Origin of the sequence: Streptomyces sp. WAC07094, from assembly GCF_036320405.1 — a bacterium.
In the GTDB taxonomy this organism is placed as follows: Bacteria; Actinomycetota; Actinomycetes; order Streptomycetales; family Streptomycetaceae; genus Streptomyces; species Streptomyces lannensis.
In genome coordinates this window covers 2,999,750-3,021,545 of the sequence record NZ_JAVMJZ010000001.1, presented here as the reverse complement: position 1 = coordinate 3,021,545, position 21,796 = coordinate 2,999,750, and the positions used below count along the sequence as shown (strand labels likewise).

Genomic DNA, 21,796 nt, shown 5'->3' with positions numbered 1-21,796 from the left:
ACAACGGCGCGGGGTGGAGCAGCTCGGTAGCTCGCTGGGCTCATAACCCAGAGGTCGCAGGTTCAAATCCTGTCCCCGCTACTGAAGTCGAGGGCCCGGATCCTGATCAAGGATCCGGGCCCTCCACGTGCGTGCGACACGACGTGGAGTACAGCGTGACCTGCCGACTCTCGTGAAGTGCGACCGCCTACGGGGGGAGTTGGCCATTCTGTGTTTGACTTGTCTCTCTGTGGGCATGTCGACAAAACGCTGAAGTGACCTCACTGGCTGCGGTATACCAGGTGTACCCGGGTTGCAGGTGGTGCGACGATGGACGTTATGGGGGAGAAGGCGGCTCTGTTCGGGACGGGGCGAAATGCGCAGTCCGCCGGTCGGGACGAGACCGGCGAGGCCGCCGAGGAGGCGCGCCAACGGCTCGCCGCCGAGGCTGGCGACGTCGAGGCGATGAGCGTTCTCGGGGCCATGCTGCTGCGCCGCGGCGATCTCGACGGAGCCGAGCCCCAGCTGCGTGCCGCCACCGCCGCGGGTGACCGTGCCGCCGCCAACAACCTGGGCGTCCTTCTGCACCAGCGCGGCTACGCCGACGAGGCGGCCGGCTGGTGGCGGATCGCCGCCGTCGCCGGGTCCTCCGCGGCCGCACACGCGCTCGGCCGCCACCACCGTGAGCGCGGTGACGAGCCGGCCGCCGAGTACTGGCTGCGCCAGTCCGCCGAACAGGGCCACACCCTCGGTGCCTACGCGCTCGCCGATCTTCTCGAGCACCGCGGTGACGACGGCGCCGGGCACTGGATGCGTGCCGCCGCCGAGCGCGGGCACCGCGAGGCCGCCTACCGGCTGGCGCGGGCACTGGACCGCACGGCCCTGCAGGAGCAGGAGGCCGGCGCCGACAACGGTGTCGAGCCGTCCGCACCCGAGGAGGCCGAGCAGTGGTACCGGCAGGCCGCGGCGCGCGGGCACCGGCGCGCCGCGCTGCATCTTGGCGCGATCCTGGAGAAGCGGGGCGAGCTGAAGGAGGCCGGGCGCTGGTATCTGACGAGCGCCAAGGACGGGGAGGCGAGGGCGGCCTGCGCGCTCGGCTTCCTGCTGCGGGACGCGGGCGACACCGAGAGCGCCGCCGTGTGGTGGCTGCGCGCCGCACAGGAGGGCGACGGCAACGCGGCGAACGCCCTGGGCGCGCTGCACGCCGAGCGTGGCGAGACGCAGACGGCCGAGCGGTGGTACCGGGCGGCGCTGGACGCCGGTGACGTCAACGGCGCCTACAACCTCGGACTGCTCTGCGCCGAGCAGGGGCGTACCGCGCAGGCCGACCAGTGGTACCGGCGAGCGGCGTACGCGGGCCACCGCGAGGCCGCCAACGCCCTCGCGATCCTGCTGCTCCAGGGCGGGGACGCGGCGGGCGCCGAACCGTGGTTCTCCAAGGCCGCGGAGGCGGGCAGCGTCGACGCCGCCTTCAACCTCGGGATCCTGTTCGCGGGGCGCGGCGACGAGGAGACCGCGCTCGGGTGGTACGAGCGGGCGGCGGCCGCCGGTCACACCGAGGCCGCGCTCCAGGTCGGTATGGCGCGGCTGCGTGAGGGGGACGAGCAGGCGGCCGAGAGGCATCTGCGGTGCGCCGCGGGCGGCGGCAGCGCGGAGGCGGCCTACCGGCTGGCGACCGTGCTGGACGCCCGCCGGCCGCCCCCGCCCGCCCACGAGCTGGGCGAGCCGTCGCACGGCAAGACCGAGTGCGAGGAGTGGTACGAGCGGGCGGCGACGCAGGGGCACCGGCGGGCCCAGGTGCGGGTCGGGATGCTGGCGGCCGCGCGTGGCGACGTCGTGGAGGCGGCCCGCTGGTACCGGGAGGCGGCCGAGGGCGGCTCCCGCAACGGCGCGTTCAATCTGGGGCTGCTGCTGGCGCGCGAGGGAAGCGAGCCGGAGGCCGCGCTGTGGTGGACCCGGGCGGCGAACGCGGGGCACGGCCGGGCGGCTCTGCGGCTCGCCCTCGTCTACGCGCGTCAGGGCGAGCTGGCCGAGGGGCAGCGCTGGGCGGACCGCGCGGTGTCCCTCGGGCCGGACGAGGTGTCCGAGCGTGCGGCACGGTTGAGGGATGCGCTGCGCCAGGAGCTCACGGCGTGATCAGCGCCGTGCGCCCGGCGCACCCGGGTAAGTGATTTGCCTCTGTACGCGTCCTTGACGTAATGTTCCATTCACCGACGCGGGGTGGAGCAGCTCGGTAGCTCGCTGGGCTCATAACCCAGAGGTCGCAGGTTCAAATCCTGTCCCCGCTACTGAAGATCCAGGGCCGGAACCCATCAAGGGTTCCGGCCCTGGATCGTTTCTGCACGCTCCACGGAGCAGGTCGCCGTGTGATCCCCGCAATGCCCCGGTACGACGAAGGGCCCCGGCACCTCGATCGGTGCCGGGGCCCTTCGAAGAGCCTTGCCTACGCCGCCGCGCAGTCCGGGCACAGGCCGCGGTAGGTCACCTCGACGTTCGAGACCATGAAGCCGAAGCGCTCCGACTCGGGGAGGTCGGCGAGCGGGTTGCCGGTCGGATGGACGTCGCGGATCGAGCCGCAGCGGGCGCACACCAGGTGGTGGTGCGGCCGGTGCGCGTTCGGGTCGTACCGCTTCGCACGCTGGTCCGTGGCCACCTCGAGCACCTCGCCGAGCGTGACCAGCTCACCCAGCGTGTTGTACACGGTCGCGCGGGAGATCTCGGGGAGCCTGGCAACCGCCCGGGCGTGCACCTCGTCGGCCGTCAGATGGACGTGCTCGCCGTCGAGGACCTCGGCCACGACACGACGCTGCGCGGTCATCCGCCATCCGCGGCCACGCAGCCGTTCCAACAGGTCACTCATGACAACCAGCCTAACAGCTAGAGGCCCAGATTCCGAACAGGTGTGACTTTGGAGGGCTGCTTGACTTAGACAATGTCCATTGTAGGATCGAGAACGGCTTTGGCCAAGGGACAGAACTTGCATGGAAAGACGCAGGAGGCGTACGTGACGCAGGGACCGCTCACGACGGAGGCCGGTGCCCCGGTCGCCGACAACCAGAACAGCGAGACCGCGGGCGTAGGCGGCCCGGTTCTCGTCCAGGACCAGCTCCTCCTGGAGAAGCTCGCGCACTTCAACCGCGAGCGCATTCCGGAGCGTGTGGTGCACGCCCGTGGGGCGGGCGCCTACGGCACCTTCACCGTCACCGCCGACGTCACCCCCTACACGCGCGCCAAGTTCCTCTCCGAGGTCGGCAAGCAGACCGAGACGTTCCTGCGCTTCTCCACCGTGGCCGGCAACCTCGGTGCCGCGGACGCCGTCCGCGACCCCCGCGGCTGGGCGCTGAAGTTCTACACCGAAGAGGGCAACTACGACCTCGTCGGCAACAACACCCCGGTGTTCTTCATCAAGGACGCCATCAAGTTCCCCGACTTCATCCACACCCAGAAGCGCGACCCGTACACCGGCTCGCAGGAGGCGGACAACGTCTGGGACTTCTGGGGTCTGTCGCCCGAGTCCACGCACCAGGTGACCTGGCTGTTCGGCGACCGCGGCATCCCCGCCTCGTACCGCCACATGAACGGCTACGGCTCGCACACCTATCAGTGGAACAACGAGGCCGGCGAGGTCTTCTGGGTCAAGTACCACTTCAAGACCGACCAGGGGATCAAGAACCTCACCCAGGGCGAGGCCAACAGGATCGCCGGTGAGGACCCCGACTCCCACCAGCGCGACCTGCGCGAGGCCATCGAGCGCGGCGAGTACCCGAGCTGGACCGTGCAGGTCCAGATCATGCCCGCGGCCGACGCGGCGACCTACCGCTTCAACCCGTTCGACCTCACCAAGGTGTGGCCGCACGAGGACTACCCGCCGATCGAGATCGGCAAGCTGGAGCTCAACCGCAACCCGGAGAACATCTTCGCCGAGGTCGAGCAGTCGATCTTCAGCCCCGCCCACTTCGTGCCCGGCATCGGGCCGTCGCCGGACAAGATGCTCCAGGGCCGCCTCTTCGCCTACGGCGACGCACACCGCTACCGCGTCGGCATCAACGCCGACCACCTGCCGGTGAACCGCCCGCACGCCACCGAAGCGCGCACCCACTCCCGTGACGGCCACCTGTACGACGGCCGCCACAAGGGCGCGAAGAACTACGAGCCGAACAGCTTCGGCGGCCCCTTCCAGACGGACCGTCCCCTGTGGCAGTCGTTCGACGGCTTCACGGCCGGCACCGGCGACCACGAGGCCCCGGTGCACGCCGAGGACAACGACTTCGTGCAGGCGGGCAACCTCTACCGCCTGATGTCGCAGGACGAGAAGGACCGCCTGATCGGCAACCTGGCGGGCTTCATCGCCAAGGTCTCGCGCGACGACATCGCCGAGCGCGCGATCGAGAACTTCCGTCGGGCCGACGGAGACTTCGGCAAGCGCCTGGAGGCCGCTGTCCAGGCCCTGCGCGGCTGACCCGGGTTGGACCGCTTGTCGTAGGGGGCGGGCCGGAATCCCTGTGGGGGTTCCGGCCCGCTCGCGTGTGCGGGGCTACGAGGCGGTGGCGCCGACCCGCTCCCGGGTCGGTGCCCAGCAGCGGATGATGTCGCGGACGGAGACGACACCGACCGGTTCGCCGCTCTCGAGGACGACCAGATGCCGGAAGCCGCCGTGGGTCATCGCGCTGGCGGCGTCCTCGAGGGTCCAGGACGGCGTGGCGAACACGACGTCCGTCGTGGTGTGGGCGTGCACCCGCTCGGCGTCCGGGCTCTGGCCCGTGCCGACGGAGTTGAGGATGTCGCGCTCGGTGATGATGCCGATGCCGCCGGCGTCCGGGTCGAGGACCACGGCCGCGCCGACGCGGCGGGCGGACATCAGGGACGCTGCCTGGCGGAGGGTGTGTGCGGGGCCGACGGTGAGGACCACCGTGCTCATGGCGTCGCGGACGAGCATGGGGCGGAGCCACCTCCTTGGAACGCGGGGGAAACACTCGGGCGCACGGTTCCAGAGCCGTCGGGTTCGGTCCGCCGGGGAACCTGTGCAAAGTTTCACAAATTCACAAGTGGGGGGACTCTCAGAGTCGCAGGCAAAGGGCGGGTCAACAAGAGGGCGCGCGACGTGAGTTCAGGGGCGCCTGCGGTGCACGAGGGCACCGCAGACCATCAGTACCGGCCGCTGAGATAGTCGAGCAGATTGTCGTGGAGGATGCCGTTGGACGCCGCCGCATTGCCGCTGTGCGGTCCGGGGCGGCCGTCCAGGCCCGTGAAGGAGCCGCCCGCCTCGGTGACGACGATCGCGTTCGCCGCCATGTCCCACAGGGACAGCTCGGGCTCGGCGCAGATGTCGATCGAGCCCTCGGCGACCATCATGTACGGCCAGAAGTCCCCGTATCCGCGAGTGCGCCACACGGCGCGCGTCAGGTCCAGGAAGCCGTTCAGCCGGCCCTGCTCCTCCCAGCCGGACAACGAGGAGTAGGCGAAGGAGGCGTCCGACAGCCGGGAGACCTGGGAGACGCGCAGCCGGGACGCCGAGGACAGGCTGCGGCCGGTGAACGCGCCGTACCCCTTCGCGGCCCACCAGCGGCGGCCCAGCGCGGGCGCGGAGACAAGGCCGACGACGGGCTGGAAGCCGCCCTCGCCCGCCTCCATGAGAGAGATCAGCGTGGCCCACACGGGCACGCCGCGCACGTAGTTCTTGGTGCCGTCGATCGGGTCGACGACCCAGCGGCGCGGGCCGGTGCCCTCGATGCCGTACTCCTCGCCGAGGACCGCGTCACGCGGCCGGGCGCGCTGGAGCTGCCCCCGGATCAGCTCCTCGGCGGCCTTGTCGGCCTCGCTCACCGGCGTCATGTCCGGTTTGGTCTCGACCTTGAGGTCGAGGGCCTTGAACCGGTCCATGGTCGCCGCGTCCGCGGCGTCCGCGAGGACATGGGCGAGCCGCAGGTCATCGAGATAGTCGGGCATGACCGAACGGTATCTGCCCAGTGCGCCGGGCGGCCACACACCCCGAGCGGATCTCCCGGTGTGTCCGGCGTTCCGTCACGGCGGTGCGCACGGCGACCGGGTGATCAGGGAGCGCGAGGGCCGCTGCACGCCCCCCGGCGCGCACGCGAACCCTTGACAGTGCATGAGTGCGCGTCAAACCTGTCCGTCAGAGCCGCCGCGCCGGCCCCGAGGGAGGCGAAGATGCCTGCAGCGCGGGAATCCCTGTTGGACGCCGCCTATCTGGCGCTCCGGCGCCGCTCCTGGTCGGTTGTGCGCATGGTGGACGTCGCCGCCGTGGCCGGTGTCTCCCGCCAGACGCTGTACAACGAATTCGGCAGCAAGGACGGGCTCGCCCGGGCGCTGGTGCGCCGGGAGGCCGACGGCTACCTGGCCGGTGCCGAGCGTGTGCTCGCCGGCCCCGCCGATCCCCGTGAACGGCTGCTCGCGCTCGCCGAGTGGACCGCGTCGGCCGCCCGTGCCAATCCTCTCGTGCGCGCCATGCTCACCGGCTGCTGGAGCGAGCGGCTGCCCTCGCCGACGCTGTCCGCGGTGCCGTCGACCTCCGCGGTGCCCGCGCAGCGGCGGGCCGACGGTCCGCTGCCGTCGCCGTCGGACTTCGTGGCGCTGGTCCGCGACCGGGCCGTCGCGGCGATCGCCGGTCCCGGCGCGGTCAAGGGGGACGTCGGGGAGCTCACCCGGTCCTGTGAGCTGGCCGTCCGGCTCTCCCTGTCGTGCGTGACGGCTCCGCCCGCGGAGGGCGGGGTGGCGGAGCTGATGCGGTTCACCTGGCCGCGGCAGGCGCGGTAGGACCGTGCCGGAGAGGCGCGGGGGCCGTCGCGGGTCGACCCTGCCCGGCGGGCAGGGTCGGTACGACGGCGCGCACGGGCGCCCGCCGAGGCGCAGCCGGCGAAGCGCCCCTCAGTGCGCCGACCCGGACAGCTGCAGGCCGATCACCCCGACGATCACCAGGGAGATCGAGACGATCTTCAGGGTCGAGACGAGGTCACCCAGAAAGATCATGCCGTAGATGGCCGTGCCTGCCGCGCCGATGCCGGTCCACACCGCGTACGCCGGGCCCACGTCCAGCTTCTTCAGGGACATGGTGAGCAGGCCGAAGCTGCCGAGCGCGAAGGCGCAGAAGGCGACGGTCGGCCAGAGCCGGGTGAAGCCGTGCGAGAGCTTGAGACAGACGGCGAAACCGGTCTCGAGAAGCCCCGCCACGATGACCAGCAGCCACGCCATTGTCCTGTCCTCCCGCATCCCCACGTCGACTGCCCCGTCCGGTCGCAACAGGCCCGGCGCGAGGTAAGCATTTACCTGCCCGCGACGCACCCAAACACCGCGGAGGTCAGTCCCCTTCCTTCCGCTCACGCGTGGCGAGCAGTCTGCGCAGCGAGTACAGCCGCGCCGGGTCCGCGTGCCCCTCCGCCACCCAGGCGTCGAGCGCGCAGTCCGGTTCGTCGTGGCTGCACGCCCTGGGGCAGCCCTCGGTCCCCGGCTCGAGGTCCGGGAAGGCGTGGATCACGCGGGAGGGGTCGATGTGCGCGAGGCCGAAGGACCGTACGCCCGGGGTGTCGACGACCCAGCCCTTCCCGCCACCGCCCGGCTCGGGCAGCGAGGAGTCCGCGGTCACCTCCAGCGGCAGCGCGAGGGCCGACGTCGTGGTGTGCCGGCCGCGCCCGGTCACCGCGTTGACATGACCGGTCGTGCGCCGCCGATCCTCCGGCACCAGGGCGTTGACCAGCGTCGTCTTGCCCACCCCGGAATGGCCGACGAAGGCCGTGATCTTGCCGGCCAGGTGTGCGCGCACCCGGTCCGCGGCGTCGCCGTTCTCCAGTTCCTCGCGGCTGGTGACGACATAGGGGATGTCCAGCGCACCGTAGAGCTCCAGCAGCTTGTCGGGCGGGGCGAGGTCCGACTTCGTCATCACGAGCAGGGGTTCCAGGCCACCGTCGTACGCGGCCACCAGGCAGCGGTCGATCAGACGTGGGCGCGGTTCGGGATCGGCGAGCGCGGTGACGATGGCCAGCTGGTCGGCGTTGGCGACGACCACGCGCTCGTAGGGATCGTCGTCGTCGGCGGTCCGGCGCAGGACGGATGCGCGCTCCTCGATCCGGACGATACGGGCGAGGGTGTCCTTGGTGCCGGAGAGATCGCCGACGAGGGCGACACGGTCACCCACCACCGCGGCCTTGCGGCCCAGCTCACGGGCCTTCATCGCCACGATCGCACGACCGTCGACGAGGCAGGTGAGCCGGCCGCGGTCGACGGTGAGCACCATGCCCTCGGCCGCGTCCTCGTGCTTGGGCCGGATGTTGGAGCGTGGCCGGTTGCCCTTGCGGTTCGGACGCGTGCGGATGTCGTCCTCGTCGGTGTGCTTGCCGTAGCGCCGCATGATCTCAGGTCCGCCCGTCAGTTCCCGAGCATCCCGGTCCACAGGTCGGGGAAGTCCGGCAGCGTCTTGGCCGTCGTCGCCACGTTCTCGATCCGCACCCCTTCGACGGCGAGTCCGATGATCGCGCCCGCCGTGGCCATGCGGTGGTCGTCGTAGGTGTGGAAGACCCCGCCGTGCAGGGGGCGCGGGCGGATGTGCAGACCGTCGGCGGTCTCGGTGACGTCGCCGCCGAGTTCGTTGATCTCCTTGGTGAGCGCGGCCAGCCGGTCCGTCTCGTGCAGACGCAGATGGGCCACGCCGCGCAGGGTCGACGGCGAGTCCGCGAGGGCGGCGACCGCCGCGATGCCGGGTGTCAGCTCGCCGACCTCACCGAGGTCCACGTCGATGCCGTGGACGGCACCCGATCCGGTGAACTCCAGGCCGCGCTCGGTCAGGGCGCAGTCGCCGCCCATCTCGGTGAAGATCCGGCGCAGCCGGTCCCCGGGCTGGGTCGTGCGGGCCGGCCAGTCGGGGACGACCACCTTGCCGCCGGTCACCAGCGCGGCCGCGAGGAACGGCTGGGCGTTGGACAGGTCCGGCTCGACGGTCAGGTCCCGGCCGAGCAGGGCGCCCGGCGTGACCCGCCAGACGTCGGGTTCGCCACCGGACTCCGGGGTGTCCACCTGGGCACCGACCGCGCGCAGCATGTCGACGGTCATACGGATGTGCGGCATGGAGGGCAGTGTCGAGCCGGTGTGGCGGACCTCGACGCCCTGGTTGAAGCGCGGCGCGGACAGCAGCAGGGCGCTGACGAACTGGGAGGACGAGGAGGCGTCGATCGACACCGGGCCGCCGTCCAGCGCACCGCCGCCGTGCACGGTCAGCGGCAGCGCCCCGCGGCCGTCGTCGTCGATGCGGGCGCCGAGGATCCGCAGCGCGTCGATCACGCCGTTCAGCGGGCGCTCGTAGGAACGCGGATCCCCGTCGAAGCGGATGGGGCCGTCGGCGAGGGCGGCCACCGGGGGCAGGAAGCGCATCACGGTGCCGGCGTTGCCGACGTCGACCGTGGCCGGGCCGTGCAGAGCGGCGGGGATCACCCGCCAGGTCTCGCCCGAGCCGTCGGGACCGACCCCTTCCTCGATGCCCACGCCCATCGCGCGCAGCGCCGACGCCATCAGCAGGGTGTCGCGGGAGCGCAGGGGCCGGCGCAGCCAGCCCGGCTCGGAGGCGAGGGCCGCGAGGACCAGGGCGCGGTTGGTGACCGACTTGGACCCGGGCACATGGACCGTCGCGTCGACGGCTCCGCTCGCGTGCGGGGCGGTCCAAGGGGCGGTCTGCGCGGGATTCACGGTCATGGGCCCCACTGTAGTGGCTGGTTCGGTCCGTAGATCTTGATCAAAAGCGGCGAAATCTGAGCGAAACCGTTGTCTGATATGTCGGGCCGGATCTGCTGTGCACATATGCGCCGGCGCCGGCGGTCACGGCTCTGCGACCGCCGGCGCGCCGGGCCCGGTCAGAGCCGCAGCAGCCAACGGCCTCCGCCCATCAGCGAGCACAGCGACACCACATGGAAGAAGAAGAGCCACAGCCCCGCCGGGACGTGGGTGAGCCGGGAGAGCTGGTCCGCGTCCGAGTCCCCGGCCCCTCCGCGGGACCGCTTCGCCTGGAGTTCGAAGGCCGGCCGCACGCCGCCGACCAGCAGGAACCACACCACCGCGTACGCGAAGGCCGCCTGCACCTGCGGACCGGCCAGCCACGACACCAGCAGGAACGTGCCTCCGGTGAGGAACACGGTCAGCACGCCGTAGGCGTTGCGGATCATCACCAGCATCACCAGGAGCATTGCCGTGGCCAGCCACAACAGCAGCGTGATGTGGCCTGCGGCGAGCAGCGCCGCCCCGCCCAGGCCGAGGAGCGGGGGAGCGGTGTAGCCGGCCGCCGCCGTGAGGACCATGCCGAGGCCGTACGGCTTGCCGCGGCTGACGGTGAGGCCACTGGTGTCGGAGTGGAGCCGGATCCCGGTCAGCGTCCGCCCGGTGAGCAGCGCGACCAGCCCGTGGCCGCCCTCGTGCGCGATGGTGACGGTGTTGCGCGATATCCGCCATACGCCGTGCGGGACGACCACGGCGAGCGCGGCGACCAGGGTGGCGATCACCACCCACAGATCGGGATCGGGCTGGCTTCCGAAGATCCGGTCCCAGAGGTCGGGCAGCGCACTCAGCGTTGTCGAGGCGAGGGTGTCCATGGGGGGTGGTGGCTCCTGGGCTCTCGTCGGATCTGGCAGTGTTGCACGTATGTGCGGACGGTATTCAGCGAGTCGCAGGCCCGAGGATCTCGCAGGAATCTTCGAGATCGAGAAGTGGGAGCCGGAGGAGACCCTGGCCCCCGACTTCAACGTGGCCCCGACCAAGGAGGTCTACGCGGTCCTGGACCGTCCTGTGAAGGACGCCGACGACCAACGGCCGGTTCGCCAGCTGCGCAGGCTCAAATGGGGTCTCGTACCGTCCTGGGCGAAGTCGCCCGAGGGCGGCGCACGGATGATCAACGCGCGCGCGGAGACGGTGCACGAGAAGCCCTCGTACCGCCGTGCCTTCGCGACCCGGCGGTGCATCCTGCCCGCCGACGGCTACTACGAATGGGTCACCGGCAAGGACGAGCGCGACCTGGAGGTGGAGGGCAGGAAGAAGAGGCCGCGCAAGCAGCCCTACTTCGTGCTGCCCGCCGACGGGTCGGTCTTCGCCATGGCCGGCCTGTACGAGTTCTGGCGGGACCGGACCCTGCCCGACGACCATCCCCAGGCATGGTGGACGACCTGTTCGGTGATCACCACGGAGGCGGAGACGACGCCGCTGGCCGTGGCCCCGGCCGAGGGCCCCTACTCCCTGTCCGAGATCCACCCGCGCATGCCGGTGATGCTCACCCCGGACCGCTGGGACGCGTGGCTCGACCCCTCCCGCACCGACCCCGACGACCTGCGTTCCCTGCTGGATGCGCCGCCGCCAGGACTGATGCGCGCCTACCCGGTCTCCACCGCGGTCAGCAACGTGCGCAACAACGGCCCGGAGCTGATGAAGGAGCTCGCCGGTCCCGAAGAGGGCACACTCTTCTGACGTGACGGATGTGACAGAGAGCGTCGCGACCGACGCCGGTACGGCCCGCATCACCTGGTACCGGGCGACGCGGCCGCGGCTCGTGCTCGCGCTGAGCCACGGTGCCGGCGGCGGCATCGAGGCGCCCGACCTGCAGGTCCTGGCCCGGGCGCTGCCCGCGCACGCCGTGAGCGTCGCCCTGGTGGAGCAGCCCTGGCGCGTCGCCGGGAAGAAGGTGGCACCCGCACCGAGGACGCTGGACGTGGGCTGGCGCGGGGTGTGGCCCGTCCTGGAGGGAGCCGGGCTGCCCGTGGTCGCGGGTGGCCGCAGCGCGGGGGCCCGGGTCGCCTGCCGTACGGCGGGCGAGCTCGGCGCCGCGGCCGTGCTCGCGCTGAGCTTCCCCCTGCATCCGCCCGGCAGGCCGGAGAAGTCCCGGGCCGGCGAACTGCTCGGCGCGGGCGTGCCCACCCTTGTCGTGCAGGGCGGCAACGATCCGTTCGGAAAGCCGGAGGAGTTTCCGAAGGGTGCGTACGACCTCGTCGAGGTGCCGTACGGCGATCACGGCCTCGCGGTCCCCAAGCGAGCCGGCCTCACCCGGGAAGAGGCGCTGGAGACCGTCGCCCACGCCGTGGTGAAGTGGGTCGCGTCACTCGGGTGACGCCCGGGAATGCCGGGAGGCGGACCGCTGTTGTGCGGATCAGACGGCACGCGAAGGTGCTGCACCGTAGGTACGAGAGGGAGTCCGCCGCATGGGTTCGACCATCTGCCCGAGCCGCCGCAGCAGCGCTGACCTGGACTGGACGGTGCTGCACTCGGCGAAGGCCGCGCCTGTTCGGGCGGCGGCGGGTAAGGATGTTCGTCTATCCTCCGATTCCAGTGGGACCGGTTTCGGTCCTGCCACACTGCTGGAGGAGGTGGGTCCGGTACCTGGGACCGACGCAGGGACCGAACACGGCCAGGCGGAGCAGCCCGAGGGCCGGGGCGCGGAGTCGTCCGGCGAGCGCAGCGCGCGCTTCGAGCGGGACGCGCTCGAATTCCTCGATCAGATGTACTCGGCCGCGCTGCGGATGACGCGCAACCCGGCCGATGCCGAGGACCTGGTCCAGGAGACGTACGCGAAGGCGTACGCGTCCTTCCACCAGTTCCGTGAGGGAACAAACCTCAAGGCCTGGCTGTACCGGATCCTCACGAACACCTTCATCAACTCGTACCGCAAGAAGCAGCGCGAGCCCCAGCGCAGCGCGGCCGAGGAGATCGAGGACTGGCAGCTCGCCCGTGCCGAGTCGCACATGTCGACCGGTCTGCGCTCCGCGGAGTCGCAGGCGCTCGACCACCTGCCCGACTCGGACGTGAAGGAAGCGCTGCAGGCGATTCCCGAGGAATTCCGTATCGCCGTGTATCTCGCGGACGTAGAGGGCTTTGCGTACAAGGAGATCGCGGACATCATGGGGACACCCATCGGCACGGTGATGTCCCGGCTGCACCGGGGCCGCCGTCAACTGCGCGGCATGCTCGAGGACTACGCCCGAGAGCGCGGGCTCGTCCCGGCCGGCGCCGGAGAGTCGGACCAAGCGAAAGGCTCGGGCTCATGAGCTGCGGAGAGCCGCACGAGACGGACTGCAGTGAGGTCCTCGACCATCTCTACGAGTTTCTCGACAGTGAGATGCCGGACGTCGACCGCTCCAAGTTCAAGCAGCACTTCGAGGAGTGCTCGCCGTGCCTGGAGAAGTACGGGCTCGAGGAGGCCGTGAAGAAGCTGGTCAAGCGGTGCTGCGGGCACGACGACGTACCGAGCGATCTCCGGGCGAAGGTCATGGGCCGTCTCGACCTGATCCGTTCGGGGCAGACGGTGCCCGAGCACGACGCGGCCGCCACGCCACAGGAATCCTGAACGCCGCTTCGAGGACGCGCGTCAACCCTCGGCGAACCATCACCCGAATGTGCTAATCCGCGGGTCTTCGACCCGCGGATTACCTCAATGTGGCCCACTCGGACTGCCCCGCCTCTAGGCTCCGGAGCCTGAAAGGGGCACGACCGGGCCCGCCCGGTGCGGACGGGTGCGGGCTACGGGGGAGGTGCGTCATGGGGCCGATTCGGCTGTGGGCACGTGTGTATGTCGGGTGTGCCGTCCTCATCGCCCTGCTGTGTGCGGCTCCCGCTCTCGACCTCGCGGCACCCCCCTTGTGGGCGGTCGTCCTGCTCGCCGCGCTCCACGCCGGGAGCGAGCGGATTCCGTTGCCCCGGGTGCTCGGCCCCGCCCGGGCGGGGGAGCGTCTTGCCGGCCCCGGAGCCGGCGAGGGCAGCGGCACCTTCTTCCCCGTACTTCTGGCCGGCGCCTTTCTGCTGCCTCCCGAGGCGGCCGTGCTGGTACCGCTGCCCGGGGCGCTGCTCGTCCCGGGCGCCGGACGGCCGCCGTGGCTGCGCCGCAGCTGGCGGGCCGCCCAACTGGCCCTCGCCGTGTGGGCGGCATCCCATGTGCACGCGGCGCTCGGCGGCCGGGACGCGGTGGCCGGCCCCCACTTCCCGTACGCGCTCCTGACCGCCGGGGGCGCCGTACTGGCGTTCTGTCTGACGCTGACCGCGCTCGACGCCGGAATCCTGGCACTGGCCGAGGGGGTGCCGGTGCGCGCCTCCTGGAGCGGACTCTTCCTGCGCTCCCTCGCACCGGTCGCCGTGCACGGGCTCGCCGGACTGATGATGGCGGTGCTGTGGCTCAGCCCGTACGGACCGGTCGCCGCCCTGCTCGTGCTGCTGCCCATGTACGTGTCCTGCTGGGTCTTCGCCCAGTACCACCGGGAGCGGGCGGCCCACCAGGCGACGATCCGTGCGCTCGTGCAGGCGGTCGACATCAAGGACGGGTACACCCGCGGGCACAGCGAGCGGGTCGGGCAGGCCTCGATGATGATCGCGCGTGAACTCGGCATGGACGACGAGCGCGCCGAGGTGCTCCGGTTCGCCGGCATCCTGCACGACGTGGGCAAACTCGGCGTCCCCACCCGGCTGTTGCGCAAGGACGGGCCGCTGACCCCCGAGGAGCGGCGGATCATCGAGCTGCACCCCGAGTACGGCCACGAGATGGTGCGCGGGATCGGGTTCCTCGGCGAGGCGCGGTCCGCGATCCTGCACCACCACGAGCGGCTCGACGGCAGCGGCTACCCCTACGGGCTCGTGGGCACTCAGATCCCGGAGTTCGCCCGGGTGGTGGCGGTCGCCGACGCCTTCGACGCCATGACCTCGACCCGCTCCTACCGGCGTGCCCGCCCCGTCCCGGCCGCGCTGGAGGAACTCCAGCGGTGCGCGGGGGCGCAGTTCGACCCGGCGATGGTGCGGGCGCTGGTCCACGCGCTGGACCGGCACGGATGGCATCCGGCGGTGACGGCGGACGAGGAGCACGGCACCGTGCCGGCACCGGCCCCGCCCGTCGCCGGTGAACCGGCGGTGCATCGCCGCAGCGGGGGCGGCGTGTGAGCGCGGGCCGTATCACCCTCGTCCTCGCCCGTACGGCGGCCGCGATCCTGGCCGCAGGCTCCCTCGTCCTCATCCTCTGGCGCGGCCTCGACCACCCCGCCGTCGCCCTGGCCTTCGGGATGCTCGTCACCGTGGGGGAGCTCGCCCGGTGGAGCGACGGCGGTGAGCGGGAGCCCGCCCCCCTCGGCGCGGCCGGTGCGCTCTCCTACGCGTTGCTCGGGCAGAACGCCGGGCAGCCCGACCACCACGGGGTGCAGCAGGTCGTCACCGTCGTGCTCGCGGCCACCCTGGCGGGCTGCGTCCCGCATGCCGCCCGTGGCCGCGGATCGACCGCCGACCATCTCACCCGGCGGCTGCTCACCGTCGCCTTCGCCGCCGTCTGCTTCCAACCCATCCACGAACACGGACGGTTGCACGGCTGGGGCGGCTCCACATACGCCCTGCTCGTCGTCGCGCTGCTCGTGCTCACCACGTTGTGCGACGCCGTCCTTGCCGCCGCCCTGGCGCACTCCCGGACCCGCTGGCCGTTCGGGCCGCTGCTGCGCGACGAACTGCGGGCCACGCTCGGCATCGGCTCGGCCGTCTGCGCGACCGGCGCCGTCATGTCGCTGGCGGTCGCGGTCGTGGGTCTGTGGGCGCTGCCCGTGTTCTCCCTGCCCCTGCTGCTGACCCAGCTCTCCTACCGGCGGTACGCGGCCGTGCGGAGCACCTACCGGCAGACGATCACCTCGCTCGCGCGCGCCACCGAGATCGCCGGGTACACGCCCGCCGGGCACGCCCGCCGCGTCGCCGCCCTCAGCAGGGCCGTCGGCCGCGAGCTCGGGCTGTCCGGGCCGGAGCTGACCGTCCTGGAGTACGCGGCCCTCATGCACGACATCGGGCAGCTCAGCCTCGTCGATCCCGTGCCCGCCGGAGCCACCGCCTCGCTGCCCGCCGAGGAGCAGCGGCGCATCGCGCTCCTGGGCGGGGCCGTTGTCCGCCAGACCGGAGTGCACGCCGAGGTCGCGGTCGTGGTGGAACGGCAGGCGGACCCCTATCGGGAGCAACCGGTCAGCGCGAGAATCGTCCGGACGGTGAACGCCTACGAGGAGATGGCGCGGGAGGGGACCGGTCCCGGAGGACCGCTCAGCGCGCTGGAGCGACTGCGGCTCGCCTGCGCCCGCGACTACCAGCCGGAGATCGTGGAGTCACTCGCCAGGGTGTTGCAGAGGGACGGTCTGACCTTGGCCGTGACGGGGTAACCCATGGGTAATGAGCGCCCGTCCGGCGGTACGTGGTTGGATGCGAGGAGAGGGTGTTCGGGGGCACAGCTCGGCCCGTGGCCCCCGCAGACGTCAAGGAACCGGCAGGCGGGAATCGCAAGGGACTGGCAGGCGGGAATCGTGAGGATCTTCGGGAAGGGACGGCACCGGCCCTCCGCCTCCTGGCGGCAGGCCACCGACCGCGCGTTCACGCTGATCGGCGACGGCCGGTACGAGGATGCGGGAGCGCTGCTGACCCGAGCCGCCGACCTCGAGCCCTGGCTGTCGGAGTCCTGGTTCAATCTCGCCCTCCTGCACAAGTTCCGTCACGACTGGGAGCAGGCCCGCACCGCGGGGCTGCGCGCCGTGGCCCTGCTCGAGAAGGAGAGCGGGGCGCCCGACTGGTGGAACGTGGGCATCGCGGCCACCGCCCTGCAGGACTGGCCGCTGGCCCGTCGCGCCTGGCAGGCGTACGGCCTGAAGGTGCCGGGAGGCGCCGCCGTCCCCGACGAGCCCGCCGAGATGGACCTGGGCAGCGCTGCCGTGCGGCTGTCCCCGGAGGGCGAGGCCGAGGTCGTCTGGGGGCGCAGGCTGGATCCCGCGCGCATCGAGGTGCTGTCCATCCCGCTGCCGTCCTCGGGGCGCCGCTGGGGCGAGGTCGTCCTGCACGACGGCGTACCGCACGGTGAGCGCACGACGGCCGCCGGGCACACCTATCCGGTCTTCGACGAGATCGAGCTGTGGGCGCCCTCGCCGGTGCCCACCTGGGTCGTCCTGCTGGAGGCCGCGACCGAGGACGACCGGGACGCGCTGGAACAGCTCGCCGCCGACGCCGGTTTCGCCGCCGAGGACTGGTCGTCGTCCGTGCGGCTGCTGTGCCGGATGTGCTCCGAGTCACGGATGCCGGCCGACGAGGGCGACGGCGAGCACCTCGACCCGCACGACCACAGCGAGCCGGGGCACCCGGGGCCGCTGGGGCACCGCACGGACGGGCAGCTGTGGGTGCCCGAGCGCGAGTGCGGCATCGCGGCGCCCGCCTCGCTGGTGCGCGGGCTGCTCGACGGCTGGGTCGCGGACAGTCCGGACTCCCGGGACTGGCGGGACCTCGAAGAGGTCTGCTGAGGCGGACTCCGGGCCCACGGATCACGGGGAGAGCGGCAGTGAGCGCCCCGTAGGCTTGTAGGCGCAGGATTTTTCACAGGTTGCAGGAAGGCGTACGTCGGTCATGGCGCAGCAGGACACCGATCAGCAGCACGCGGGCGTGCTCCCCGTGGACGACGAAGGCTTCGTCATCGACACAGAGGACGTGGAGGAGCGCGAGACCGCCTGGCGCGAGCGGGGCACCTCGCAGCCCATCACCGTCGTCGGGAACCCGGTGCTGCACAAGGAGTGCAAGGACGTCACCGAGTTCGGCGAGGAACTCCAGCAACTGGTCGCGGACATGTTCGCCAGCCAGCACACCGCGGAGGGAGTGGGCCTGGCCGCCAACCAGATCGGCGTCGACCTGAAGGTCTTCGTCTACGACTGCCCGGACGACGACGGAGTGCGGCATGTCGGGGTGGTCTGCAACCCGAAGCTGGTGGACCTGCCGGCGGACAGGCGCCGTCTGGACGACAGCAACGAGGGCTGCCTGTCCGTACCGACCGCGTACGCTCCGCTCGCCCGCCCCGACTACGCGGAAGTCACCGGTCAGGACGAGAAGGGCAACCCGATCAAGGTCCGCGGCACCGGCTACTTCGCTCGCTGTTTGCAGCACGAGACGGACCATCTGTACGGGTACCTCTACATCGACCGGCTCTCCAAGCGCGAGCGCAAGGACGCCCTGCGGCAGATGGCCGAGAACGAGCCCCGCTACCCCGTGGTGGCCAACGACTGACGACTCGTGCGACGGCGCCCGGTCGGGGACCCCTCCCGACCGGGCGCCGTTCATGTGTGCGTCGCACATTCGATCCCTTGCACACCTGAACCGATCCATATTCAGTCACGAGGGGGAGATTCTCGGCACTGTGGGGTGGTGGGTGGAGCAAATCCGTTCCCAGAACGGTCAGTTGTAGTGCTCAATGGAAAGCGCGGGGATACGCAACGGCGCGCGCCCGGCACGGCGGGAGGGGCGTGCTGCCAACCGGCGGCTGAGAGGGGTTTGTTCGTGCCAGCTTTCCCACACAGCACTTCATCGACGGCGATCGTGGCCGCGGTTCCACCGGCGCTCTCCTTAGCGGTGGTCGAGGCCGAGTTTCCACGTCGACTCCACCCGTATTGGCCCAGCCTGCAGGAGAAGACGCGTTCCTGGCTGCTCGAAAAGCGGCTGATGCCGGCGGACAAGGTCGAAGAGTACGCCGACGGGCTGTGCTACACCGACCTCATGGCGGGCTACTACATCGGCGCCCCCGACGAGGTCCTGCAGGCGATCGCCGACTACAGCGCGTGGTTCTTCGTCTGGGACGACCGCCACGACCGCGACATCGTCCACCGACGGCCCGCCGCCTGGCGGCGCCTGAAGCTCCAACTGCACGAGGCCCTGGACTCTCCCGGGGACCATCTGCACCACCCGGACCCGCTGGTCGCGGGGTTCGCGGACAGCATGGTGCGGCTGTACTCGTTCCTGAGCGGGAAGTGGAACGCGCGCTTCGCCCGGCACTTCCACACGGTGATCGAGGCGTACGATCGGGAGTTCCACAACCGCACCTCCGGAATCGTCCCGACGGTCGACGCGTATCTCGAACTCCGCAGGCTCACCTTCGCGCACTGGATCTGGACCGATCTGCTGGAGCCGAGCGCGCGCACGGAACTGCCGGACGCCGTACGGAAACACCCCGGATACCGGCGGGCGGCGCTGCTGAGCCAGGAATTCGCAGCCTGGTACAACGACCTGTGCTCACTCCCCAAGGAAATTGCGGGAGATGAGGTCCACAATCTCGGAATCAGTCTCATCCATCATGAGGGGTTGACGCTCGAAGAGGCCATAAAGGAAGTACGCCGGCGGGTCGAGGAATGTGTTTCGGAATTCCTTGTCGCCGAGAAGGAGGCGTTGCGATTCGCCGATTCCCTTGCGGACGGTACCGTGCGCGGCCGGGAATTGAGAGTCGCTGTGAAGGCGATCGTCGCGAATATGCGGAACTGGTTCAGCACCGTGTACTGGTTCCATCACGAGTCCGGCCGGTACATGGTCGACAGCTGGGACGACCGCTCGACACCCCCGTACGTCAACAACGAAGCGGTAGGTGAGAAATGACCCTGGAATCGTCCCCTGACCTCTCGGCCGCGCCCGAGCAGGGGGCACCTTCGAGGTCGGCGGAGCCTCGTGTCCCGCCGGTCGCCGCGGGCGGTGTGCCCGGCCTCGGTCATGGGTGGAAGCTGGCCCGCGACCCGCTGGGCTTCCTGTCCGGGCTGCGGGACGACGGGGAGGTCGTTCGGCTGAAGCTCGGGCCGAAGACGGTGTACGCCATCACCAGCCCGGCCCTCACCGGCGCCCTCGCCCTGAGCACCGACTTCAAGATCGGCGGCCCGCTGTGGGAGTCGCTCGAGAGCCTGCTCGGCAAGCAGGGGGTGGCCACCACCAACGGGCCGCTGCACCAGCGCCAGCGGCGGGCGATCCAGCCCGCCTTCCGGCTCGACGCCATCCCCGCCTACGGGCCGATCATGGCGCAGGAGGCGCACGCCCTCGTGGAGCGCTGGCGGTCCGGCGCGACCGTCGACGTGATGGAGGAGTCGTTCCGGGTGGCCGTCCGGGTCGCCGCCCGCTGCCTCATGCGCGGCAGCTACATGGACGAGCGGTCCGAGCGGATATGCGCCGCGCTCGCCACGCTGTTCAGCGGCATGTACCAGCGCATGGTGATACCGCTCGGACCGCTGTATCGACTGCCGATCCCGGCCAACCGCGAATTCAACCGCGCATTGGCCGATTTGCATCTCCTGGTCGACGAGATCATCGCCGCCCGCCGCGCATCCAGTCAAAAGCCGGACGATTTGCTGTCGGCTTTGCTGAAGGCGAAGGACGAGAATGGCGAGCCCATTGGGGAGCAGGAGATCCATGATCAGGTCGTCGCCATAGTCACGGCCGGCAGCGAAACGGTCGGCTCCATGGTCATGTCGCTGCTCCAGGTCCTCGCGGATCATCCGGATCAGACGGACAAGATCCACGAAGAGGTGAAAACGGTCGTGGGTGAGCGGCCGGTCTCTTTCGGCGATGTCCGAAAGCTGCCGCACACCGCGAATGTCATCGTCGAGACAATGCGTTTGCGTCCCGCCGTATGGATATTGACGCGGCGGGCGGTGACCGACACCGTGCTCGGCGGGTATCGCATTCCGGCCGGGGCCGACGTCGTCTACAGCCCGTACGCCATACAGCGCGACCCCCGGTCGTACGCGGAGCACAACGAGTTCGACCCCGATCGCTGGCTTCCGGAACGGGCCAAGGACGTTCCCAAGTACGCGATGACCCCGTTCGGGGTGGGCAACCGGAAGTGCCCGGGCGATCACTTCTCGATGGCCGAGCTCACGCTGATCACGGCGGCCATCGCGTTCGCCTACCGCTTCGAGCAGGCACCCGGGTCCGACGACAGGCCACGCATCGGCATCACGCTGCGCCCGCGCAGGCTGTTGCTGAAGGCCCTGCCGAGGTGACCCCGCCGGCGCACGTTCAGGCGGCCTGCGGGCCCCTGAACGTGCGCCGGTAGGCGTTCGGCGTGGTACCGAGGGCGCGGACGAACTGATGGCGCAGTGCCGCCGCGGTGCCGAAGCCGGCGCGGTCGGCGATCGTGTCCATCGTCTCGTCGGTGCCCTCCAGCAACTCCTGTGCCAACAGCACTCGTTGGCGCAGAATCCAGCGGTACGGGGTGGTTCCGGTCTCCTGCTGGAAGCGGCGGGCGAAGGTCCGCGGTGACATATGGGCGCGAACGGCCAACTGCTCCACGGTCACCTCCTTGTCGAGGTTGCGTCCCATCCACGCCAGCACCCCGCCGACCGTGTCGCACTGCGACCGGGGCAGCGGCCTCTCGATGTACTGGGCCTGGCCGCCGTCGCGGTGCGGCGGGACCACCATGCGCCGGGCGATCTTGTTGGCGACCTCGGGACCCTGCTCCTTGCGCACGATGTGCAGACAGGCGTCGATCCCGGCCGCCGTACCGGCGGAGGTGATCACCGGGTCCTCGTCGACATAGAGGACGTCCGGTTCGATGATCGCCCGCGGAAAGCGCACGGCCAACTCCCGGGCCTGCCGCCAGTGCACGCTGCACCGCCGCCCGTCCAGCAGCCCCGCGGCGCCCAGCGCGAAGACCCCCGAGCACACGCTCAGCACGCGTGCGCCCCGCCCGACCGCCCGGACGAGCGAGTCGAGCAACTCGGGCGGATAGTCGCGCGTGACGTACTCGCTGCCGGCCGGCACCGCGATCAGATCGGCCTCCTCCAGCCGGCCGAGCCCGTACGGCGTCGAGACCGTGAGGCCGCCCACGTGGGTGCCGAGCGAGGGGCCCTCCGCCGAGACCACGGCGAAGTCGTACACGGGGAGCCCCTCGTCGCTGCGGTCGATGCCGAACACCTCGCACACGACGCCCAGTTCGAAGGGGTGCACGCCGTCGAGCAGGACGGCGGCCACGTTCTTCAGCATGCGACCAGTGTGCCTCGTAAGTGGCAGTAATTCGAGGGTGTACGGCAGGCCTGCCACTGACGGTAAGCACCGT

The 21,796-nt window shown here is 70.9% G+C and carries 21 protein-coding genes and 2 tRNA genes; 15 read left to right on the top strand and 8 right to left on the bottom strand.

Going from position 1 to position 21,796, the window contains the following annotated elements; all coding sequences use genetic code 11:
- Positions 1 to 7: 7 nt before the first annotated feature.
- The 3 genes from RCR19_RS13210 to RCR19_RS13200 all read left to right on the top strand — a co-directional run bounded on the left by RCR19_RS13210 (position 8) and on the right by RCR19_RS13200 (position 2,267).
- A tRNA-Met gene (locus RCR19_RS13210) sits at positions 8 to 81 on the top strand.
- A gap of 228 nt (positions 82 to 309) precedes the next feature.
- Positions 310 to 2,115 (top strand): tetratricopeptide repeat protein, encoded by a 1,806-nt coding sequence (locus RCR19_RS13205; RefSeq protein WP_331265327.1) that lies wholly within the window; start codon positions 310 to 312, stop codon positions 2,113 to 2,115.
- A gap of 78 nt (positions 2,116 to 2,193) precedes the next feature.
- A tRNA-Met gene (locus tag RCR19_RS13200) sits at positions 2,194 to 2,267 on the top strand.
- A 155-nt stretch (positions 2,268 to 2,422) separates the two neighbouring features.
- Here RCR19_RS13200 and RCR19_RS13195 read toward each other — a convergent pair.
- Positions 2,423 to 2,839 carry a Fur family transcriptional regulator gene (locus RCR19_RS13195; protein ID WP_059128791.1) on the bottom strand — a complete coding sequence of 139 codons (417 nt, stop codon included), beginning with the start codon at positions 2,837 to 2,839 and terminating at the stop codon, positions 2,423 to 2,425.
- A 72-nt stretch (positions 2,840 to 2,911) separates the two neighbouring features.
- On the opposite strand from RCR19_RS13195, the gene RCR19_RS13190 reads away from it, so the two are divergent.
- Positions 2,912 to 4,438, top strand: a complete 1,527-nt coding sequence (locus RCR19_RS13190) for a catalase (protein WP_331265326.1) — start codon at positions 2,912 to 2,914, stop codon at positions 4,436 to 4,438.
- 75 nt (positions 4,439 to 4,513) lie between these two features.
- Here the strand turns inward: RCR19_RS13190 and RCR19_RS13185 are convergent, their stop codons facing one another.
- Both RCR19_RS13185 and hisN read right to left on the bottom strand, forming a co-directional pair.
- Positions 4,514 to 4,915 (bottom strand): CBS domain-containing protein, encoded by a 402-nt coding sequence (locus RCR19_RS13185; protein WP_331265325.1) that lies wholly within the window; start codon positions 4,913 to 4,915, stop codon positions 4,514 to 4,516.
- A 209-nt stretch (positions 4,916 to 5,124) separates the two neighbouring features.
- On the bottom strand, positions 5,125 to 5,925 hold the full coding sequence (hisN, locus tag RCR19_RS13180) for a histidinol-phosphatase (RefSeq protein WP_059128904.1): 801 nt from the start codon (positions 5,923 to 5,925) through the stop codon (positions 5,125 to 5,127).
- A 222-nt stretch (positions 5,926 to 6,147) separates the two neighbouring features.
- On the opposite strand from hisN, the gene RCR19_RS13175 reads away from it, so the two are divergent.
- A complete protein-coding gene (locus RCR19_RS13175; RefSeq protein ID WP_331265324.1) occupies positions 6,148 to 6,753 on the top strand; it encodes a TetR/AcrR family transcriptional regulator in 606 nt (201 codons plus the stop codon).
- A gap of 111 nt (positions 6,754 to 6,864) precedes the next feature.
- On the opposite strand, the gene RCR19_RS13170 is transcribed toward RCR19_RS13175, so the two are convergent.
- The 4 genes from RCR19_RS13170 to RCR19_RS13155 form a co-directional block, all read right to left on the bottom strand.
- The gene (locus RCR19_RS13170; RefSeq protein WP_331265323.1) at positions 6,865 to 7,188 is read right to left on the bottom strand and encodes a multidrug efflux SMR transporter; all 324 of its coding nucleotides are present in this window, start codon (positions 7,186 to 7,188) and stop codon (positions 6,865 to 6,867) included.
- Positions 7,189 to 7,294: 106 nt separating this feature from the next.
- Positions 7,295 to 8,341 carry a ribosome small subunit-dependent GTPase A gene (rsgA, locus tag RCR19_RS13165; protein WP_331265322.1) on the bottom strand — a complete coding sequence of 349 codons (1,047 nt, stop codon included), beginning with the start codon at positions 8,339 to 8,341 and terminating at the stop codon, positions 7,295 to 7,297.
- Between the two features lie 17 nt (positions 8,342 to 8,358).
- A complete protein-coding gene (gene aroA, locus RCR19_RS13160; protein ID WP_331265321.1) occupies positions 8,359 to 9,675 on the bottom strand; it encodes a 3-phosphoshikimate 1-carboxyvinyltransferase in 1,317 nt (438 codons plus the stop codon).
- A gap of 158 nt (positions 9,676 to 9,833) precedes the next feature.
- On the bottom strand, positions 9,834 to 10,565 hold the full coding sequence (locus RCR19_RS13155) for a M50 family metallopeptidase (RefSeq protein ID WP_331265320.1): 732 nt from the start codon (positions 10,563 to 10,565) through the stop codon (positions 9,834 to 9,836).
- Positions 10,566 to 10,614: 49 nt separating this feature from the next.
- Here RCR19_RS13155 and RCR19_RS13150 point away from each other — a divergent pair, with 49 nt between their 5' ends.
- The 10 genes from RCR19_RS13150 (at position 10,615) to RCR19_RS13105 (ending at position 20,741) form a co-directional block, all read left to right on the top strand.
- Positions 10,615 to 11,430, top strand: a complete 816-nt coding sequence (locus RCR19_RS13150; protein WP_331265319.1) for an SOS response-associated peptidase — start codon at positions 10,615 to 10,617, stop codon at positions 11,428 to 11,430.
- Positions 11,431 to 11,440: 10 nt separating this feature from the next.
- Positions 11,441 to 12,067 carry an alpha/beta family hydrolase gene (locus tag RCR19_RS13145; protein ID WP_331269421.1) on the top strand — a complete coding sequence of 209 codons (627 nt, stop codon included), beginning with the start codon at positions 11,441 to 11,443 and terminating at the stop codon, positions 12,065 to 12,067.
- A 256-nt stretch (positions 12,068 to 12,323) separates the two neighbouring features.
- Positions 12,324 to 13,001, top strand: coding sequence for an RNA polymerase sigma factor SigR (gene sigR, locus RCR19_RS13140; protein ID WP_331265318.1), 678 nt, complete (start codon positions 12,324 to 12,326; stop codon positions 12,999 to 13,001).
- Complete coding sequence (gene rsrA / locus RCR19_RS13135) at positions 12,998 to 13,300, top strand: mycothiol system anti-sigma-R factor (RefSeq protein WP_331265317.1); 303 nt, start codon at positions 12,998 to 13,000, stop codon at positions 13,298 to 13,300. Before sigR ends, rsrA begins: the two co-directional genes overlap by 4 nt.
- 191 nt (positions 13,301 to 13,491) lie before the next feature.
- Positions 13,492 to 14,877: an HD-GYP domain-containing protein gene (locus tag RCR19_RS13130; protein ID WP_331265316.1), complete on the top strand. Its 1,386-nt coding sequence runs from the start codon at positions 13,492 to 13,494 to the stop codon at positions 14,875 to 14,877.
- Entirely contained in the window at positions 14,874 to 16,118 is a 1,245-nt protein-coding gene (locus RCR19_RS13125; protein ID WP_331265315.1) for an HD domain-containing protein, read from the top strand. Before RCR19_RS13130 ends, RCR19_RS13125 begins: the two co-directional genes overlap by 4 nt.
- Before the next feature lie 141 nt (positions 16,119 to 16,259).
- Complete coding sequence (locus RCR19_RS13120; RefSeq protein ID WP_059128803.1) at positions 16,260 to 17,240, top strand: hypothetical protein; 981 nt, start codon at positions 16,260 to 16,262, stop codon at positions 17,238 to 17,240.
- 103 nt (positions 17,241 to 17,343) lie between these two features.
- Positions 17,344 to 17,994, top strand: coding sequence for a peptide deformylase (gene def, locus RCR19_RS13115; protein WP_331265314.1), 651 nt, complete (start codon positions 17,344 to 17,346; stop codon positions 17,992 to 17,994).
- Between the two features lie 270 nt (positions 17,995 to 18,264).
- A complete protein-coding gene (gene cyc1, locus RCR19_RS13110; protein WP_331265313.1) occupies positions 18,265 to 19,350 on the top strand; it encodes an epi-isozizaene synthase in 1,086 nt (361 codons plus the stop codon).
- Positions 19,347 to 20,741, top strand: a complete 1,395-nt coding sequence (locus RCR19_RS13105; protein WP_331265312.1) for a cytochrome P450 — start codon at positions 19,347 to 19,349, stop codon at positions 20,739 to 20,741. The genes cyc1 and RCR19_RS13105 overlap by 4 nt, the downstream gene beginning before the upstream one ends.
- 16 nt (positions 20,742 to 20,757) lie before the next feature.
- Here RCR19_RS13105 and RCR19_RS13100 read toward each other — a convergent pair whose 3' ends face one another.
- On the bottom strand, positions 20,758 to 21,723 hold the full coding sequence (locus tag RCR19_RS13100) for a helix-turn-helix domain-containing protein (RefSeq protein ID WP_331265311.1): 966 nt from the start codon (positions 21,721 to 21,723) through the stop codon (positions 20,758 to 20,760).
- Between the last annotated feature and the right edge of the window lie 73 nt (positions 21,724 to 21,796).

Excerpts from the sequence above, each read along its gene's own strand:
- RCR19_RS13205 (WP_331265327.1), top strand. The coding sequence starts at position 310 with ATGGACGTTATGGGGGAGAAGGCGGCTCTGTTCGGGACGGGGCGAAAT.
- RCR19_RS13195 (WP_059128791.1), bottom strand. The coding sequence starts at position 2,839 with ATGAGTGACCTGTTGGAACGGCTGCGTGGCCGCGGATGGCGGATGACC.
- RCR19_RS13190 (WP_331265326.1), top strand. The coding sequence starts at position 2,912 with ATGTCCATTGTAGGATCGAGAACGGCTTTGGCCAAGGGACAGAACTTG.
- RCR19_RS13185 (WP_331265325.1), bottom strand. The coding sequence starts at position 4,915 with ATGCTCGTCCGCGACGCCATGAGCACGGTGGTCCTCACCGTCGGCCCC.
- hisN (WP_059128904.1), bottom strand. The coding sequence starts at position 5,925 with ATGCCCGACTATCTCGATGACCTGCGGCTCGCCCATGTCCTCGCGGAC.
- RCR19_RS13175 (WP_331265324.1), top strand. The coding sequence starts at position 6,148 with ATGCCTGCAGCGCGGGAATCCCTGTTGGACGCCGCCTATCTGGCGCTC.
- RCR19_RS13170 (WP_331265323.1), bottom strand. The coding sequence starts at position 7,188 with ATGGCGTGGCTGCTGGTCATCGTGGCGGGGCTTCTCGAGACCGGTTTC.
- rsgA (WP_331265322.1), bottom strand. The coding sequence starts at position 8,341 with ATGCGGCGCTACGGCAAGCACACCGACGAGGACGACATCCGCACGCGT.
- aroA (WP_331265321.1), bottom strand. The coding sequence starts at position 9,675 with ATGACCGTGAATCCCGCGCAGACCGCCCCTTGGACCGCCCCGCACGCG.
- RCR19_RS13155 (WP_331265320.1), bottom strand. The coding sequence starts at position 10,565 with ATGGACACCCTCGCCTCGACAACGCTGAGTGCGCTGCCCGACCTCTGG.
- RCR19_RS13150 (WP_331265319.1), top strand. The coding sequence starts at position 10,615 with ATGTGCGGACGGTATTCAGCGAGTCGCAGGCCCGAGGATCTCGCAGGA.
- rsrA (WP_331265317.1), top strand. The coding sequence starts at position 12,998 with ATGAGCTGCGGAGAGCCGCACGAGACGGACTGCAGTGAGGTCCTCGAC.
- RCR19_RS13130 (WP_331265316.1), top strand. The coding sequence starts at position 13,492 with ATGGGGCCGATTCGGCTGTGGGCACGTGTGTATGTCGGGTGTGCCGTC.
- def (WP_331265314.1), top strand. The coding sequence starts at position 17,344 with ATGGCGCAGCAGGACACCGATCAGCAGCACGCGGGCGTGCTCCCCGTG.
- RCR19_RS13105 (WP_331265312.1), top strand. The coding sequence starts at position 19,347 with ATGACCCTGGAATCGTCCCCTGACCTCTCGGCCGCGCCCGAGCAGGGG.
- RCR19_RS13100 (WP_331265311.1), bottom strand. The coding sequence starts at position 21,723 with ATGCTGAAGAACGTGGCCGCCGTCCTGCTCGACGGCGTGCACCCCTTC.